The organism is Corynebacterium sp. NML140438, from assembly GCF_001875725.1.
Lineage (GTDB): Bacteria > Actinomycetota > Actinomycetes > Mycobacteriales > Mycobacteriaceae > Corynebacterium.
This window is the reverse complement of record NZ_MLCQ01000029.1, coordinates 298,939-317,254: the sequence shown is the minus strand read 5'-3', so window position 1 is coordinate 317,254 and position 18,316 is coordinate 298,939. Positions and strand designations below refer to the sequence as shown.

The window sequence follows — 18,316 nt, the reverse complement described above, 5'->3', positions numbered from 1 at the left end:
TGGGCGTTTTGCTATGTGTAGAGCAGTTTCATGGCCCCAGGACGATGTACTGGGTTGGGCGCGGCGTAGCCGCGTGGTGAGTGCCAGAGTGGCTGGGCGTCCACCAACTCAATGCGCCCGCGGCGGGCGCGTTGTGGGTCGTCGTCGTTGACGCGGTTGTGGTAGCGGCACAGCGGGGCCAGGTTGTCGATGTTTGTTTCCCCGCCGTGTTGCCATGCAGTGATGTGGTGGATTTCGCAGGAGTCGGCTGCGTGGCGGCATCCGGGTACCGGGCAACCGGGAGTGACGGCCCGGGCGAGGGTGCGCTGCTTGTCATTGGCGAGGCGTTGCGTCCGGTAGAGGTTGACTGCCCCGTGCTGTGGGTGGAATACGGCGGCCTCGAGTTCGTTGGCGCTGGTTGCGACGGTGCTGTTGAGGTATTCGGCGCCGGTCATGGTGGTGCCGTCGGTGAGGGTGAGGGTGGTGTCGTCGCCGTGGCCGCGTTTTATTTGGATCCACTGTGGCAGCGGGATGAGCAGGAGAGGACGTGGGACGGCGTGGGGGACGGAGTGGCCGTCGCCTCGTATGATGTCGAGGAATCTGCGTAGCATGTGTTTGCTAGGTGGCGTTTCGGGGTCCATGTCGCGGGTGAGGGCGTGTTCAAGGTCGGCGAGGTCACGCTCGTTGGTGGTGAGCGTCATGGTGCGCCGTCCATTGCGGGAAGGGGAGAAGGTCAGGCGGTCTGTTGCTGGTTTGGTGTTGTGTGGGAGGAGCGCTTTTGCGCGTTCGCTGAGCTTTTTGTACGTGCCTTTGCTGTCGAGGAGTACGAGGCGTAATTTGGTGCGGGTTCGCGCAGATTTGATGGGGCGTAGTCGGCGTTCGATCATGGCGAGTTGGTCGAGGGAGAAGCCGTAGCGTCGCGCTTTTTCGACGGCGAGGCGTTGCTTTTGCCGTGATTTTGTGGGGCCGAAGTAGATTTCGTGGAGTTGGCGCCAGGCGCGGGCTCGTGTTGGGTCGACGCCTGCTTCGATGGCGGCGTCGTAATCGAAGCCGTCTAGGATGTCGAGTGCTTGTGTGGACATAGATTCTAGGAATGTTTTGAAGTTCATGCTTTGAACATAAGGGGCTGTGCAATGTTCGGGAAGACATTTCCCGCTGCCTGTGGATAACTTGCAATTTGCATGTCGGAGCTACTGAAAATAATGTTCATTAGGTGAATTTTTCAGCCCTCAAAACGCTGCGAGTGCTCGCCGCGACACTGCTGTTCTTTTTCGTATCGACGCCCGCTTTCGCCGCCGAATGTCACCCAGCGCTGCATCCGATGGTGAAGGATGACCGCACAGTCCCGGCGGAGTGGCGCGATCCCGCAGAGCTCCGATTTGGTCTGGGAGATGCGTCGAAACAGCAGGTCACTAGCCCTGTGGGGCCGATCCCGGCTGGTACCGTGTGGATGATCGGCGCGACTCAGCAGGCGGGGGTGCCGTGGCTCGGGGCGAACACGCAGCACCCGTCGCTGCTTGAGCACACATCGGGTGATGTGACTTGGGAGATCACCGGTTTCGACGGCCCTGGCACGATGTTTGTGTTTACGCAAGGTGGCCTCGGTCAGGTTGTGGGTGAAGAGTGGTTCCGTGCAGTGGATGGGCAGGCGCAGGGCAGCCATACTATCCCGGCGAATTCGCATGTGCACCCGAATTGGATGTTTAGCGCGCCGGGAACCTACACGGTGACTGTGCGGCAGAGCGCGACGGCGAACAACGGTGAGTCGGTGGGTGGGGAGGCGACGCTCACTTTCGATGTTGGTGGTTCGGGAAACGCGAACGATGGCCACTTTGACTTCGGCTCTGTCTTCGAGGCCGAGGGGGAGTGTGCGCAGCCGGTGGCGGCGAATGATTCGAATGAAGGAGCTGGTCAGGGGCAGCATCAGTCCCAGGGACAGTCGCTGCAAGAACCTGCACCGGCGCAGCGTAGCGGTGCTCTCGCAGAGACCGGAACCACGGTAATGACGCTGCCAGTGGCAGTACTCGGTTTGGGTGTGTTTGTCTTTGGTGCCGGTTGGATGTGTTTGGATGCGTCGTTACGCCGCCGTGTTGCCGCTGCGTGGGGTTTCGGTGGCCAACAGTGAGTCGGCTTTTTCGGTGCGTTGGCGCGCTGGTGTGTACGGCGCTGCTCGGGGCATGTGGAATTCCGGATCAGCGGCCGGTGGGGGAGGGGAAGGTGTCGGTGGTGGCGTCGACACCTATTTTGGCGGACGTTGTGCATAACGTTGCAGGTGACGCTGCTGATGTGCGCGCGTTGATGGCGCGAGGGGTTGATCCTCATAGCTATGAGCCGAGCCTGCATGCCACGCGCGATATTGCGTACGCAGATGCGGTGTTCACGAATGGGTTGCTGTTAGAGCCACAGTCGTTGACCAACACGATCGCGGCGACGGCGCGTGAGACAACGCCGGTCGTGCCGCTCGCACAGGAGGCACAGCGCTACGGGTTCGCGCCGATTCCGCTTGTGGAGGACGCGAGCCTGGACGCGGTGTGGCTTGGTCTGCGGGTGGATACGGGCCAGCAGCTCCCGGCGACGGGGGTTGCGGACCTACAGCTCGTAGACGTTGACGGCCCCGGGGACGCTTTCGCGTTCATCCTGGGGACGTTCGGTACTCCGGAGGTGGTGTTTAACTCTCGCGATGGGCTGGATAACCATGATGCAAAGACATTGCCGGTTGACGCTCACACTCACCTGAGCTGGGCGTTTTCTCACCCCGGTGTGTACAAGCTGACGCTCGCGGCGCAGATCCGCGACGCCGTGGGTGCACCGGAGCGCGCAAACACGCAATCAACGGTGACGGTCGTAGTAGGGCAGGACCCCGCGCGGGTTGCGCCGGGCATGCACGCGGTGGAGAAGGGGCACGTCGACATCACAGCTGAGCTCGACGAGCAGGGTACAGCACACCTTGTGCTCAATTCGGATGACGACGGCCACCTCGACCCCGCACACGTTGCCGTCACGGTGCCGAACACCACGTTGCAGCCGATTCCGCCCGAGCGCGCGTTTCGTTTCCTGGGCACCCCGGGGGAGGAAACCTATCTGTTGCCGCAGGCGGTGCTCGGTAACCACGTGCACGGCGAGCTAGACCCTCACGTGTGGCATGACGTGCGCGCCATGAAGGCGATCGTGCAGGTGATCCGCGACGAGTTGGCCGCGGTGGACCCGCGCCACGCGGAAACCTACCAAGCCAACGCCCATGATTACCTTCAGCAACTGGATGCGGCGGATGACACCATGCGCGAGGCTGTCGCCGCGGTTCCGGAGGAGCAACGCAACTTGGTGACCACCCACCACGGCTACTCCTACCTTGCGCGGGCCTACGGGCTGCGCGTCGCCGGGTTTGTCACACCAAACCCCAGCGTGGAACCGAGCCCGCGCGACGTCATCGCGTTCACCCGCACGCTGGAAAACCTGCACGTGCCCGCGGTGTTCCTGGAACCGCAGCTTGCGGGGCGCAGCACGGTGCTGACAGAAACTGCCGCCCAGCTGGGCATTGAGGTCTGCCCGATCTGGGGCGACACGCTGGATCCTCCAGGTTCCGGTCCGGCAGATACCTATATACACCTTGTTGAGGCGAATGCTGCGTCGATACGCAGGTGCCTTGGACGAAATGAGAAATGAGCGAACAATGAAACTTCGAATTACCCCACTCATGTGCGCTGCGATGCTTGTTACCGCCCCGGCGGTGGCGAACGCGCAGGCCGCCGACAACGACCCTGCGCTGCAACAGGTGGTCAGTGCGGATGAGGCGATCGCGCCCGTCGGCGAGCGTACAGTCATCGACGCCGGCCACGTGGACCTCGGCGCGACGTTCAACGGGGATACGCTTGAGTTCCTCGCCCGCGACGACACAAACCAGCCACCTGTGTGGCGCCACCTCGACGATGTCGTGTTCCGCGTGAGCGATGCTGCGAAGCAAACCCTTCCCGACGGCGACGATTTCGCCTTCACCGGCGCAAAGCCGGGCACGGACGTGTGGGTAATCCCGCAAACTGAAGTCGCTGGGGTGCCGTGGCTGGGGTGGAACACGCAGGCGGCGAGTCTGCTCGAGCACTCCGGCAGCGGGGTAAGCCTTGAATTCGGCGGGCACGAGGGCCCGGGTGAGTTCTCGCTGTTCTTGCAACCGGGTGGCTTTCATGCGCCGCAGCTCCTGTGGACAACCACCGAGCCTGGCGCGCAGGCGATGTGGGTGGAACCCAACACGCACACCCACGCCAACTGGGTCTTCACTGAGCCGGGCGTACACCTAGTTGGGGTGCGGGCCGTGGTGAAAGACGACGCCGGTACCGTCCACACAGACGAGCAGCTGGTGCGCGTGGCGGTTGGCGACGCCGCAGATGTTGAGGCGGCGCACTCCGCGCAGTTCAACGGGCCGTGGCGTGAAGGCGCGGCATCGGAGGAGCAGCAGGGTGGCGAAAGCACACTGAACGTGGGTCTCATCGCTGGTGGCGTGATCGGCGTGCTGGTGCTTGCGCTCGTGGCACTTCTGGTGGCGCGCTCCCGGAAGGGGCGTAGCGAGTGAATCCCCAACCGCTGATAGAGGTGCGTGGGCTGCGCGCCGGGTACCCGGGCCGCCTCGTGTTCGAGGGCGTCAACCTCAGCGTGCCTGCTGGACAGTTCGTCGGGCTGCTCGGGCCGAATGGGGCGGGCAAGACCACACTGATGCGGGCAACGCTCGGCCTGATTCCCGGTGCTACGGGGACGGTGCGGGTGGGGGACCGGGAGGGCAACGCGGTGCGAAAAGTGGTGGGGTACGTCCCGCAGCGCCATGACGTTGCCTGGGATTTCCCGATCGATGTTGCGTCCGCCGTCCTCAATGCCACGCTTGACCTGCGTCCGTGGTACGCCAGACCGACGGCGGAGCATCGCGAAGCTGTTGCGGATGCACTCGATGCTGTGAACCTTCAGGATCTGGCTCACCGGCCGATTGCGGCGCTGTCCGGTGGGCAACGCCAACGCGTGCTGGTGGCGCGAGCCCTGGTGCGTCGCCCGAGTGCGTTGTTCCTTGACGAGCCGTTCACTGGCCTTGACATCCCGTCCACGGAGCAACTGTTAGCACTGTTTCGCGAGTTGGCGTCCCGCGAAATCGCGATCGTGATGTCCACGCACAACATCGTTGAGGCCGTGGATTCCTGCGATCGGCTCTTGCTGTTCCGCAGTGGCATCGTCGCTGATGGGGCTCCCGCTGAACTTGACAGTGCGGAGCCTTGGATGGACACGTTCGGCGTCGGCCCGGATTCGCCGTGGTTGGCGGCTCTGCAAACACATGTGAAAGAGGTATCCCGTGCTTGAGATCGGGTTTCTGCAGTTTTTGGCCGATGTGGCCAACCCGCACCTGGCGTTCTTGCCGCGCGCGCTGACGGCGGCGGTGTTGGCGTCGGTGCTGTGCGCGGTCGTTGGCTGTTTTGTGGTGCTGCGTGGCATGGCGTTTATTGGAGATGCGGTCGCACATGCTGTGTTCCCGGGCGTTGCGTTGGCGTTTGCGCTGCAGGTGTCGGTGCTGCTCGGCGGTGCAGTCGCCGGGTTGATCGTGGCGGTGTTGATTGCGGTGCTGTCGCAGCGGCGTGCGTTGAAAGAGGATGCGGTGATCGGCATTGTGTTTGCGGCCGCGTTCGCGCTCGGTTTGGTGATCATTTCGCGCGTTGAGGGCTACACAGCGTCGCTGAGTTCGTTTCTGTTCGGCTCGCTGACGGGCGTGAGTGAGCGTGACCTGATAGTCAGTGCCGCGACGTGCGCTGTGATCGTGGAGTTGGTGGTGGCGTTGCGCCCGTGGCTGACGGCGGTGGCGCTCGACCGGGAGACGGCCCGCGCGATGAACGTGCGCGTCGCGCTTCTGGACTTAGTGCTCTACCTCTGCGTGACTGCCGCGGTGGTCGTTTCGGTACAGACGATCGGCAACATCCTTGTGCTGGCGTTGCTGGTCACTCCGGCGTCCGCGGCTCGCCTGTTTACGGACAACCTAGAAACCATGATGATTCTCGCTGCGTTGATCGGTGTGGTCGGCAGTGTGGTTGGCGTGTGGTTGGCGTGGTCGTTCGACTCGCCGACCGGCGCAACCATCGTGCTGTGCGTGACGGCCATCTTCGGTGCGAGCTGGTTGTTCGCCAGGAAGGGGGCGCGAGCATGATCCGCAGACTCATCCTCGCGGTGGCGCTCATCGCGTTCACCGTCACCCCGGCGCACGCGGCCACGCCTGCGGAGCACCGGCCCGGCGACCCTGGACATGGCGTCGTCCTTCCTGAGGATCTTGACCATCCATGCGCTGGCCGTAAGTTGCTGTACCACTCCCACAACGACGCCCTCTACGGCACTCGGTTCGGTGGCCAACTGTCCATAGGGGCGGTCGATGGTCAACAGGTCACCGATCAGCGCGACGTCTGCTTCCGCCTGCCCCTCGACGCCGACGCAGACGGCAACGACGTCTCCCGTCTCACCATCCCGGACGACGGTTCCCTCGACTTCCTGGGAGCCCCGGGCAGCCAGGTGTGGCTCGCACCTCAGCACGCCGATTTCACGGACAATTGGCGCCCGATCTGGTCCGGCATCGGCGCTTTCGACCCCGCCCACGAGCTTCCGGGCGCTGTGCCGAGCAACTTCAAAGACGACTTGATGTACTTCGATCTGCTGAACATCGACGGCCCGGGCGATGTGCAGATCTTCTTCAAGAACGCCGCCTCGCCGGCCGAGCGACTCTTCAATAGTGCCGACGAAAAGATGCACACCGTCGAGTATGAGGTCGGTGCGCACGGCCACTTCAACTGGACGTTTACGAAGCCGGGGATCTACAAGCTGCGTTGGCAGGGCCGCGCCGAGCTCACTAACGGTGAGACCGAGTACACCGGTTGGACCGACCAGTATTGGCTGGTGGGCACGGACGCGGACGTCGGCCTGCCGGAGGGAACCACGACGGGGCTTCGCAGCCCACAATTATCGACGCCCACTCCGTCACCCACGCCAACACCGACGCCAACGACAACCGCGGCGCCCGAACCGACAACAACTGCGGCTCCAGCGCCAGCTCCCGCTCCCGCGTCGAAGCACTGCGATGCGCTGCGCACCCGGCCGGATACCTTCATCGCGAGCGGTCATATGGATATGGGGCCCGTCGATGCGCGGGAGGCTGCGCTCATCGACGACCGCGACCCCAACAACCCCGCGCGTCGCGCCAGTGGCACCTTCCTATTCGAGGTGCCCGACCGTGCGCGCAAGGACATCCTCGCGACGTTGCGCGACACCTTCCCCACGCGCCCCGAGCACATGTGGGTGTTGCCGCAGTCGCAGCAGTCAGACCTGCCGTGGCTCGGCTTCTCGACGACCCACCACCCCGCACCCAAAACCGTCCGTATTAATAAGGTCTCCGGGCCGGGACGCATGTACACATGGCACGAAGGGTTGCAGGGCGCCAAGCTTGAGTTGGACTCGGGCGACAGCTCCCGCACACTGCGCTACCCGGCCAACGCTCACGATCACCAGGCGTTCGGATTCACTGAGCCAGGCCTGTACGCCGTGACTTTTGCATTCGACTCTGTGGAGCTCGTTGCGGTCTTCGCGGTTGGCGACGCCGCCATCGCTACCGCGCGTGAGCAGCACGCAAACGGATATCGTGACTTGGACTCCTGCGCAGCCAGCGTAGCGACGAGCGACACTTGGATGGGTGCCTTGGCGAAGGGCATCCGCTCGATTGACGAAGAGCTGAACAAGTTCGGACAGAAGCTGCGGCCAACGACCGCTAAGGCGACGCCCCGAGCAATGGCTCCGAGGGCCGCTGTAAGTACAGTGCGTCCGACGGAAGCCAAGACGGCGCCCAAGAAGACGGCAGCGCAACAGCCAGCACAGCAACCCGCGCGGAAACCCGCCCCAGGGCGGTCCACAACAACGTCGGCACCGAAGCAGAAGGCGGCAAACGCGACGGGAGCGAAGCCGACGTCGACAAGAAGGACGATTTCCAATGCCCCGCAGCAACAAAGTGGCGGCGGAATTGTGTCTTCCTTTGATCAGGGTGCAGCGCAGGAGGAGCCCGCGGCGGGCGTCACTGCCAGCGGTTTCTGGGGCGGGCTCATCCTCGGCGTTGGGTTGATGGCGCTGCTGGGAGGCATCGCGCTGTTCGTGATTGCGGCTCGGATGTTGCGTGGAGTTGCGCGCACGCAAGAAGACGTGTAGGGTTCCACAACGAAGTTTGAACGGGTATTACCCGAGCTCAAGTTTCACCGAAGACCGTCGGTCGCCCTTCGGGGCCGAAGGTACCCCACTCCAGGGGTCGACCCACGCAGGAGGAACGTGGCCTACCTTTCTTATGGTGCCTCGTGCTTCTGCACGGGGCACTTTTTGTGTCCCGGGCGGATTGAAGGACATGAAGTATTGGAAGGAGGCGTGTGTAATGGCAAATCCGAAGAATGAGCGCGAGCTTGCTGTGTTGAAGGAGAAGTTTGACGCTGCTAGCTCCATCGTGCTGACGGAGTACCGCGGCCTGACCGTTGGTCAGCTGCAGACTCTGCGTGGCGATCTCGGCTTCGATGTCGAATACCACGTCGCCAAGAACACCCTCATTAAGATTGCTGCGAACGAGCACGGCATCGAGGGTCTCGACGAGCTTCTGACCGGCCCGACCGCTATCGCTTTCATTAAGGGCGAGGCTGTTGACGCTGCAAAGGTCATGAAGAAGTTCTCCAAGGATCACGACGCGTTCGTGATCAAGGGTGGCTACATGGATGGCGCTGCCATCGACGCCGCTCAGGTTGACGCCATCGCTGAGATGGACAACCGCGAGACCACGCTTGCAAAAATCGCTGGCGCATTCCAGGGTTCTTTGGCAAAGGCTGCTGGGCTGTTCGAGGCTCCGGCATCCAAGACGGCTCGCCTTGTCGCTGCGCTGCAGGACAAGCAGAACGACGCCGCATAACACACTTACAAACTTGGGCTAACCGCCCACCAATAGAAAGGAAGCCACCATGGCTAAGCTGTCTAAGGACGAGCTCATTGAGCAGTTCAAGGAAATGACCCTCATCGAGCTTTCCGAGTTCCTGAAGGAATTCGAGGAGGTCTTCGACGTTACCGCTGCTGCACCAGTTGCTGTTGCTGCTGCTCCGGGCGCTGCTGGCGACGCTCCAGCTGCTGAGGAGAAGGACGAGTTCGACGTTGTTCTCGAGGACGCTGGCGCGAAGAAGATCGGTGTCATCAAGGTTGTCCGCGAGCTCGTTCCGGGCCTGGGCCTGAAGGACGCCAAGGAAATGGTCGAGGGTGCTCCAAAGGCTATCCTCGAGGGTGCAAACAAGGACGATGCAGAGGCTGCAAAGGCCAAGCTGGAAGAGGCTGGCGCAAAGGTTACCCTCAAGTAATCGTGCAGGCTGTATAACTTTTCGACGAACACCCCGTCGCCACTCACTGTGGCTGGCGGGGTGTTTTTCGTTGTGTGCTAAAATTTCGCACCATGCTGCCCAAATCCAGGATCATTGCTTCGCTGTTGGCGGGCCTCGGTATCGCGTTGTTGGTTGGTGGTCTGCTGGCCCCGCGCGTGCTGAACTCGGGTGCGAAGCTGCCGTTGGACCTGGGCGCGGTCACGCTGACGATGGTGGACCCTGACGGGACCCGTGAGGGTGAGACTGTGCCGGTGGTGCACCAGCTGCATATGGAGGTGCAGAGCCCAGCGGGAAAGGACACGGCAAGCGTGCGTGTGGGGGATACGCTGCGGGCGGGGGATGCGGGCACAGATTTTGAGAATCTTGTCGGTGCGAGCACATGGACGTACACCCTGGACCGTGAAACGGGTGAGGCGCAGGGCTCCGCAAAGGTCCAGCTTGTGATGGCGATGCCGGCCGTTGACGTCCCGGTGGGGGGGTCTTGGTTGAAGTTGCCGTCGCCGGTGCGTCAGGAGACGTACCAGGTGTTTGACCCGGTGCTGCGCGGCGCGGCGCCCGCGGAGTTTGTCGCTGAAGAGACGGTTGCTGGGCGCACGGTGTTGCGGTTCCGGCAGGACATTGCGCCGACGAATGTGGCGCAGCGCTACGCCGATATGCGGAACACGCTAACGGTCGAGGGGGACGGTGGCGAGCCGGTCCGCGCCTTTTACACGCATAGTGCGCAGCGCGAGCTGCTGGTTGATCAGGTCACCGGCGTGGTCGTGGGGATGCAGGAGCGCGTGAACGACTATTATGCCGACGTGGACGGAAATGAGGTCCAGGGCATTGTTTCCTACGATGCGGCGATGGATGCGCAGCAGACGGCCGAGCTCCTCTCACTTCTCGACGGCGCCTACGGGCCTTCCACGCAACAGGCATTCACATGGGGTGTGCTTGGTATGGGTGGTGTGCTGACCTTGATTGGTCTCGTTGGCGCGCTGTGGCCACGTCGGCGTTAGCGTCGGGTGCGCGTTTAGTGCTAAGCTTCCCGGCGACGGCATAGGCTCGGGGGATTTGCGCTGCCCTTTACAACATTGGGTGCATTGTGTAAACTCATTCGGTGCACTGGAAGCCGTCTCCAGTCCGCTATGTCAGCCTTGCTTTTTCGGCGTCGAAAAACTTTCGAAACGTCGAATTGACAAGGTGATTTTGCTGTCTCTGGGGGCGGGTATTCCGAAGCAGACCGAATGCTAATTTACCCAGCGGAAACGCCGATTTTTACAGAGCCAGAGTAGAGATCGGCGTCCGCCTTAGGTGCTGGAAGGACCCAACTTGGCAGTCTCAAACCAGACCATGTCAATGGCTGAAATTCCCGGGGCTCCCGAACGTTATTCGTTCGCGAAGATCGCAGAGCCGATCGCTGTCCCGGGTCTTCTTGATGTACAGCTTGAATCTTTCGCGTGGCTTGTTGGTACGCAGGAGTGGCGTGAGCGTGAGCAGGAAGCTCGCGGCGCCGACGCGCGTATCACGAGTGGCTTGGAGGACATCCTCGAGGAGATCTCCCCAATTCAGGACTACTCGGGCAATATGAGCCTGACGCTGTCCGAGCCACGCTTCGAAGATGTCAAGGACACGATCGACGAGTGTAAAGAAAAAGATATCAACTACTCCGCGCCGCTGTATGTGACGGCGGAGTTCATCAACAATGAAACCCAGGAGATTAAGTCTCAGACGGTGTTCATTGGTGATTTCCCGCTGATGACGGACAAGGGCACCTTCATCGTCAACGGCACCGAGCGTGTTGTTGTTTCGCAGCTGGTGCGTTCGCCGGGCGTGTACTTCGACGAGACGATTGATAAGTCGACGGAACGGCCGCTGCACGCGGTGAAGGTGATCCCTTCGCGCGGTGCGTGGTTGGAGTTTGACGTCGATAAGCGTGACACGGTTGGTGTGCGTATTGACCGTAAGCGTCGCCAGCCGGTTACCGTGCTGCTGAAGGCGCTTGGTTGGACGACGGAGCAGATCACGGAGCGCTTCGGCTTCTCCGAGATCATGATGTCCACCCTGGAGAACGACGGTGTGGCAAACACCGATGAGGCACTGCTGGAGATTTACCGCAAGCAGCGTCCGGGTGAGCAGCCGACGCGCGACCTTGCGCAGTCCCTGCTGGAGAACTCGTTCTTCAAGGCGAAGCGCTACGACCTGGCGCGCGTTGGTCGTTACAAGATCAACCGCAAACTGGGGCTCGGCGGCGACCACGACGGCCTGATGACGCTGACCGAGGAAGACATCGCGACCACCCTCGAGTACCTGGTGCGTCTGCACGCTGGTGAGACCGAGATGACCTCCCCGGAGGGCGAGGTAATTTCGATCAACACGGACGACATCGACCACTTTGGTAACCGTCGTCTGCGCACAGTGGGCGAGCTGATCCAGAACCAGGTTCGTGTTGGCCTGTCCCGCATGGAGCGTGTCGTGCGCGAGCGCATGACGACGCAGGACGCGGAGTCCATCACGCCGACCTCGCTGATTAACGTCCGCCCAGTTTCCGCGGCGATCCGCGAATTCTTTGGTACCTCCCAGTTGTCCCAGTTCATGGACCAGAACAACTCGCTGTCCGGTCTGACGCACAAGCGTCGTCTTTCCGCGTTGGGCCCTGGTGGTCTGTCGCGTGAGCGCGCTGGTATTGAGGTTCGCGACGTCCACCCGTCGCACTACGGCCGTATGTGTCCGATTGAGACGCCGGAAGGCCCGAACATTGGTCTGATCGGTGCGCTGTCGTCCTACGCGCGCGTGAACGCGTTTGGCTTCATTGAGACGCCGTACCAGAAGGTCGAAGACGGCCAGCTGACCGATACGGTCCACTACCTGACCGCGGATGAAGAGGACCGCTACGCAATCGCGCAGGCGGCCACCCCAATGGATAAGGACCGCAACCTCACCGGTGAGCGTATCGAGGTCCGTCTGAAGGACGGCGACATCGGCGTTGTCGGCCCGAAGGGCGTCGACTACCTCGACATTTCTCCGCGTCAGATGGTGTCCGTGGCAACGGCGATGATTCCGTTCCTCGAGCACGACGACGCGAACCGTGCCCTTATGGGTGCGAACATGCAGAAGCAGGCTGTGCCGCTGTTGCGTTCTGAGGCTGCGTACGTGGCTACCGGCATGGAGCAGCGTGCTGCGTACGACGCTGGTGACACGATTATTTCGGCGAAGGCTGGCGTCGTCACGAATGTGACTGGTGATTTCATCACCGTTATGGACGACGAAGGCATCCAGGACACCTACATGCTGCGCACCTTTGAGCGCACGAACCAGGGCACCTGCTACAACCAGGTCCCGATCGTCGATCACGGCCAGCGCGTTGAGGCTGGCCAGGTGCTGGCTGACGGCCCAGGCACCAAGAACGGCGAGATGGCGCTCGGCCGCAACCTGCTGGTTGCGTTCATGCCGTGGGAGGGCCACAACTACGAGGACGCGATCATCCTGAACCAACGCGTGGTTGAGGACGACATCCTGACCTCCGTACACATCGAGGAGCACGAAATTGATGCCCGCGACACCAAGCTCGGTGCCGAGGAAATCACCCGCGAGATCCCGAACGTGTCCGAGGACGTGCTGAAGGACCTCGACGAGCGCGGCATCATCCGCATCGGTGCGGACGTGCGCGACGGCGACATCCTGGTCGGTAAGGTCACCCCGAAGGGTGAGACCGAGCTGACTCCGGAAGAGCGTCTGCTGCGCGCCATCTTCGGCGAGAAGGCTCGCGAGGTCCGTGACACCTCTCTGAAGGTGCCACACGGTGAGACCGGTAAGGTCATCGCGGTTCGTCGCTTCTCCCGCGAGGACGACGACGATCTGTCGCCAGGCGTCAACGAGATGATTCGCGTCTACGTTGCGCAGAAGCGCAAAATCCAGGACGGCGACAAGATGGCTGGCCGCCACGGCAACAAGGGTGTCGTCGGTAAGATTCTGCCGCAGGAAGACATGCCGTTCATGGCGGACGGCACCCCGGTGGACATCATCCTGAATACCCACGGTGTGCCGCGTCGTATGAACATTGGACAGGTCCTCGAGGTGCACCTCGGCTGGTTGGCGAAGGCTGGTTGGACGGTCAACCCGGACGATCCTGCGAACGCCAAGCTGCTCGAGACGCTGCCTGAGCACCTGTACGACGTCCCACCGGAGTCGCTGACCGCGACCCCAGTGTTCGACGGCGCGACGAACGAGGAGATCGCCGGCCTGCTGGCGAACTCCAAGCCGAACCGCGACGGCGACGTCATGGTCGACGAGAACGGCAAGACCACGCTGTTCGACGGCCGCTCCGGCGAGCCGTTCAAGTACCCGATCTCCGTCGGCTACATGTACATGCTCAAGCTGCACCACCTGGTTGACGAGAAGATTCACGCTCGCTCTACTGGTCCGTACTCCATGATTACCCAGCAGCCGCTTGGCGGTAAGGCCCAGTTCGGTGGCCAGCGCTTCGGTGAGATGGAGGTGTGGGCGATGCAGGCATACGGCGCCGCCTACACGCTGCAGGAACTGTTGACGATCAAGTCGGATGACGTGGTTGGCCGCGTGAAGGTGTACGAGGCCATTGTGAAGGGTGAGAACATCCCTGACCCGGGTATTCCGGAGTCGTTCAAGGTGTTGCTCAAGGAGCTGCAGTCGCTGTGCCTGAACGTCGAGGTTCTTTCGACGGACGGCACCCCGATGGAGCTCGACGGCGACGATGACGACTTTGATCAGGCTGGTTCCTCCCTTGGCATCAACCTGTCACGTGACGAGGGCTCCGCGGCGGACACCGCCTAAGCCAGGAACGAACGAAAGAATCTATCCAACTGCAATCCTCCCCGTCGTTGGGGAGGTGAAAGGGAATTTACGTGTTTGACGTAAACCTCTTCGACGAGCTTCGCATCGGCCTGGCTACTGCTGACGACATCCGTCGTTGGTCGCATGGTGAGGTCAAGAAGCCCGAAACGATTAACTACCGCACGTTGAAGCCGGAAAAGGACGGCCTGTTCTGCGAGCGCATCTTCGGTCCTACTCGTGACTGGGAGTGTGCGTGTGGCAAGTACAAGCGTGTTCGCTACAAGGGCATCATTTGTGAGCGTTGTGGCGTCGAGGTCACCAAGTCGAAGGTTCGCCGTGAGCGTATGGGCCACATTGAGCTGGCCGCGCCGGTGACCCACATTTGGTACTTCAAGGGCGTCCCGTCGCGCCTTGGCTACCTGCTGGATCTTGCTCCGAAGGATCTGGAGCGCATCATTTACTTCGCTGCCAACATCATCACCAGTGTTGATGAGGAGGCACGTCACAACGACATGTCGACGCTCGAGGCGGAGATGCTGCTCGAGAAGAAGGAAGTCGAGCAGGACGCCAACGCTGAGATTGCGGAGCGTGCGCAGAAGCTGGAGGAGGACCTCGCTGAGCTCGAGGCCGCCGGTGCGACTGCTGCTGCCCGCAAGAAGGTACAGAACGCTGCTGACAAGGAGATGCAGCACATCCGTGAGGCCGGCGAGCGCGAGGTTGATCGTCTCGACGAGATCTGGTCCACCTTCCAGAAGCTTGCACCGAAGCAGATGATTATCGACGAGTTCCTCTACGAAGAGCTCGTGGACCGTTACGAGGATTACTTCACCGGCGGCATGGGCGCAGAGGCGATCCAGACGCTGATCCGTAACTTCGACCTCGAGGCTGAGGCGGAGGAGCTGCGCACCATCATCGCGGAGGGCAAGGGCCAGAAAAAAGTCCGCGCGCTGAAGCGTCTGAAGGTTGTTGCTGCGTTCCAGCGTTCGGGTAACGATCCTGCCGGCATGATCTTGGATGCGATCCCGGTGATCCCGCCGGAGCTGCGCCCGATGGTGCAGCTCGACGGTGGCCGCTTCGCGACCTCGGACCTGAATGATCTGTACCGTCGCGTAATCAACCGCAATAACCGTTTGAAGCGCATGATCGACCTGGGTGCCCCAGAGATCATCGTGAATAACGAGAAGCGCATGCTGCAGGAGTCTGTCGACGCCCTCTTCGACAACGGCCGTCGTGGCCGCCCTGTCACGGGCCCGGGCAACCGTCCGTTGAAGTCGCTGTCTGACCTGTTGAAGGGTAAGCAGGGTCGCTTCCGCCAGAATCTGCTGGGTAAGCGTGTGGACTACTCTGGCCGTTCGGTCATTATTGTTGGTCCACAGCTGAAGATGCACGAGTGTGGTCTGCCGAAGCTGATGGCGCTCGAGCTGTTCAAGCCGTTCGTGATGAAGCGCCTCGTCGATAATGAGTACGCGCAGAACATCAAGTCGGCGAAGCGCATGGTGGAGCGTCAGCGCCCCGAGGTGTGGGACGTCCTCGAAGAGGCGATTTCTGAGCACCCAGTGCTGCTGAACCGTGCACCGACCCTGCACCGTCTGGGTATTCAGGCGTTCGAGCCGAAGCTGGTCGAGGGTAAGGCAATTCAGCTGCACCCGCTGGCCTGTGAGGCGTTCAACGCTGACTTCGACGGTGACCAGATGGCAGTTCACCTACCGCTTTCCGCGGAGGCGCAGGCTGAGGCCCGCATCCTGATGCTGTCCTCGAACAACATCCTGTCCCCGGCGTCCGGTAAGCCACTGGCGATGCCGCGTCTGGACATGGTGACCGGTCTGTACTTCCTGACAATGGAGAAGGGCGAGGATGAAATCGGCGGCGAGGGTCGCTTCACCCCTGCCGACGAGAACGGCCCGGCAAAGGGCGTGTACTCCTCCTACCGCGAGGCCATCATGGCCTACGACCTGGGTGTGCTTGGCCTCCAGGCGCCGATCAAGGTTCGCATCGATCACCTACGTCCGACGCGCGAGATCGAGGCGGAGCAGTTCCCAGAAGGCTGGTCGAAGGGGCAGGCGTGGATGATGGAGACCACCCTTGGTCGCATCATGTTCAACGAGCTGCTTCCGTTTAACTTCCCGTACCAGGAAGGTGCCATGGTCCGTAAGGGCGGTGGCTCCGGCAAGGTGCTGTTGGGCGACATCATCCAGTCGATGGTGGAGAAGTACCCAATGATCACCGTAGCCCAGACGCTGGACAAGCTGAAGGACGCCGGTTTCTACTGGGCAACCCGTTCCGGCGTGACCATCTCCATGTCTGACGTGCTGGTGCTCCCGAACAAGACGGAAATCCTGGAACAGTACGAGCAGCGCGCCGAGGAAATCGAGCGTAAGTACTGGGAGAAGGGCGCCCTGACCGAGGAGAACCGTTACGACCGCCTCGTGGAGCTGTGGCAGGACGCCACCAACCAGGTCGGTGAAGCGGTTGAGGCACTGTACCCGGATGACAACCCGATTCCGATGATCGTGAAGTCGGGTGCTGCCGGTAACATGCGTCAGATCTGGACCCTGGCCGGCATGAAGGGCATGGTCGTGAACTCGCGTGGTGAGTACATCACCCGTCCGATCAAGACCTCCTTCCGCGAAGGCCTGACAGTGATGGAGTACTTCAACAACTCCCACGGTTCCCGTAAGGGCCTTGCCGATACGGCACTGCGTACCGCGGACTCCGGCTACCTGACCCGCCGCCTTGTCGATGTCGCCCAGGACGTCATTGTTCGCGAGCACGACTGTGGCACCCGACAGGGAGTTAAGGTTCCTGTCGCGCAGCTCGCCGGTGAGAAGTTCGTCCGCGACGAGTTCGTGGAGACTTCGGTTGCTGGCCGCGTCCTCGCATCCGACGCCAAGGACGCCGAGGGCAACGTCGTGCTCGAGGCCGACGCTGAGCTTTCGGAAGAGCGTATCGACGCCCTCGTCGCCGCCGGCGTTGAGGAAGTCAAGGTCCGCTCCGTTCTGACCTGCCAGACCCCAACCGGTGTCTGTGCGAAGTGCTACGGCAAGTCCATGGCCTCCGGCAAGCTGGTCGACATCGGCGAAGCCGTCGGTATCGTCGCTGCACAGTCCATTGGTGAGCCTGGTACCCAGCTGACCATGCGTACCTTCCACCAGGGTGGTGTCGGCGGCGACATTACCGGCGGTCTGCCACGTGTGCAGGAGCTGTTCGAGGCCCGCGTGCCAAAGAACTGCGCCCCGATCGCATCCGTGGCCGGCACCGTCACCCTCGAGGACGAAGGCAACTTCTGGACGCTCACCATCCACCCGGATGACGGCTCCGACGTTGTGGTCTACGAGAAGCTGTCGAAGCGCCAGGGCCTGGCACAGGTCCGCCGCCCGATGGAGTCCAACCCGAACGCGATGATCGAGCGCTCCCTGCGCGAAGGCGACCACGTCAACGTTGGAGACCGCCTCCTGCGCGGCGCTGCCGACCCGCACGACGTGCTCGAGGTCCTCGGCCGTCGCGGCGTGGAGAAGCACCTCATCGACGAGGTGCAGGCCGTCTACCGCACCCAGGGTGTGTCCATCCACGACAAGCACATCGAGATCATCATCCGTCAGATGCTGCGCCGCGGCACCGTCATCGACTCGGGTACCACCGAGTTCCTGCCGGGTACGCTCGTGGACCTGTCGGAGGCACGCCAGGTCAACGCTGCGGCTGTCGCCGACGGCGGTGAGCCAGCAGAGATGCGCTCCGAGATCATGGGTATCACCAAGGCCTCCCTGGCAACCGAGTCCTGGCTGTCCGCCGCCTCATTCCAGGAGACCACGCGTGTGCTCACGGACGCTGCTATCAACAAGCGTTCTGACCAGCTGATCGGTCTGAAGGAAAACGTGATCATCGGTAAGCTGATCCCGGCCGGTACCGGTATCTCCCGCTACCGCAACATCACGGTGAAGCCGACGGAAGGCGCCCGCTCCGCCGCCTACTCGATCCCGTCCTTCGGCGACGGCATCTACGGCGACGACGCCTACGGCGACTACACCGGCGCTTCCGTCCCACTGGAGGAATACGGGTACGACCAGATCTAGTGACTCTGGCTTGTAGCTAGGTCTGCTACCCAGCACCAGCGCCCCACCACCCTGAAACGAGGGAGGTGGGGCGCGTTG

The 18,316-nt window shown here is 62.1% G+C and carries 12 protein-coding genes; 11 read left to right on the top strand and 1 reads right to left on the bottom strand.

What is annotated here, in order from left to right; translation table 11 throughout:
* Positions 1-11: 11 nt before the first annotated feature.
* Positions 12-1,061 (bottom strand): HNH endonuclease signature motif containing protein, encoded by a 1,050-nt coding sequence (locus BJP08_RS10095; RefSeq protein ID WP_071569431.1) that lies wholly within the window; start codon positions 1,059-1,061, stop codon positions 12-14.
* Positions 1,062-1,192: 131 nt separating this feature from the next.
* On the opposite strand from BJP08_RS10095, the gene BJP08_RS10090 reads away from it, so the two are divergent.
* From BJP08_RS10090 to BJP08_RS10040, 11 genes are all read left to right on the top strand, one after another.
* Positions 1,193-2,104 carry a TIGR03773 family transporter-associated surface protein gene (locus BJP08_RS10090; RefSeq protein WP_071569430.1) on the top strand — a complete coding sequence of 304 codons (912 nt, stop codon included), beginning with the start codon at positions 1,193-1,195 and terminating at the stop codon, positions 2,102-2,104.
* Positions 2,101-3,642 (top strand): anchored repeat ABC transporter, substrate-binding protein, encoded by a 1,542-nt coding sequence (locus BJP08_RS10085; RefSeq protein ID WP_143110098.1) that lies wholly within the window; start codon positions 2,101-2,103, stop codon positions 3,640-3,642. The genes BJP08_RS10090 and BJP08_RS10085 overlap by 4 nt, the downstream gene beginning before the upstream one ends.
* A 7-nt stretch (positions 3,643-3,649) precedes the next feature.
* Positions 3,650-4,543 (top strand): choice-of-anchor M domain-containing protein, encoded by an 894-nt coding sequence (locus BJP08_RS10080; protein WP_071569428.1) that lies wholly within the window; start codon positions 3,650-3,652, stop codon positions 4,541-4,543.
* A complete protein-coding gene (locus BJP08_RS10075) occupies positions 4,540-5,313 on the top strand; it encodes an anchored repeat-type ABC transporter ATP-binding subunit (RefSeq protein WP_071569427.1) in 774 nt (257 codons plus the stop codon). Before BJP08_RS10080 ends, BJP08_RS10075 begins: the two co-directional genes overlap by 4 nt.
* The gene (locus BJP08_RS10070; protein ID WP_071569426.1) at positions 5,306-6,148 is read left to right on the top strand and encodes an anchored repeat-type ABC transporter permease subunit; all 843 of its coding nucleotides are present in this window, start codon (positions 5,306-5,308) and stop codon (positions 6,146-6,148) included. The genes BJP08_RS10075 and BJP08_RS10070 overlap by 8 nt, the downstream gene beginning before the upstream one ends.
* Positions 6,145-8,181 carry a choice-of-anchor M domain-containing protein gene (locus BJP08_RS10065; RefSeq protein WP_071569425.1) on the top strand — a complete coding sequence of 679 codons (2,037 nt, stop codon included), beginning with the start codon at positions 6,145-6,147 and terminating at the stop codon, positions 8,179-8,181. The genes BJP08_RS10070 and BJP08_RS10065 overlap by 4 nt, the downstream gene beginning before the upstream one ends.
* A gap of 217 nt (positions 8,182-8,398) precedes the next feature.
* A complete protein-coding gene (rplJ, locus tag BJP08_RS10060; RefSeq protein WP_071569424.1) occupies positions 8,399-8,920 on the top strand; it encodes a 50S ribosomal protein L10 in 522 nt (173 codons plus the stop codon).
* A 49-nt stretch (positions 8,921-8,969) separates the two neighbouring features.
* Positions 8,970-9,356 carry a 50S ribosomal protein L7/L12 gene (gene rplL / locus BJP08_RS10055; protein WP_071567419.1) on the top strand — a complete coding sequence of 129 codons (387 nt, stop codon included), beginning with the start codon at positions 8,970-8,972 and terminating at the stop codon, positions 9,354-9,356.
* A 92-nt stretch (positions 9,357-9,448) separates the two neighbouring features.
* Positions 9,449-10,375, top strand: a complete 927-nt coding sequence (locus BJP08_RS10050) for a DUF3068 domain-containing protein (RefSeq protein ID WP_071569423.1) — start codon at positions 9,449-9,451, stop codon at positions 10,373-10,375.
* Between the two features lie 295 nt (positions 10,376-10,670).
* Complete coding sequence (locus BJP08_RS10045) at positions 10,671-14,168, top strand: DNA-directed RNA polymerase subunit beta (RefSeq protein ID WP_071569422.1); 3,498 nt, start codon at positions 10,671-10,673, stop codon at positions 14,166-14,168.
* 71 nt (positions 14,169-14,239) lie between these two features.
* Positions 14,240-18,238 (top strand): DNA-directed RNA polymerase subunit beta', encoded by a 3,999-nt coding sequence (locus BJP08_RS10040; protein WP_071569421.1) that lies wholly within the window; start codon positions 14,240-14,242, stop codon positions 18,236-18,238.
* The last annotated feature ends 78 nt before the right edge of the window (positions 18,239-18,316 follow it).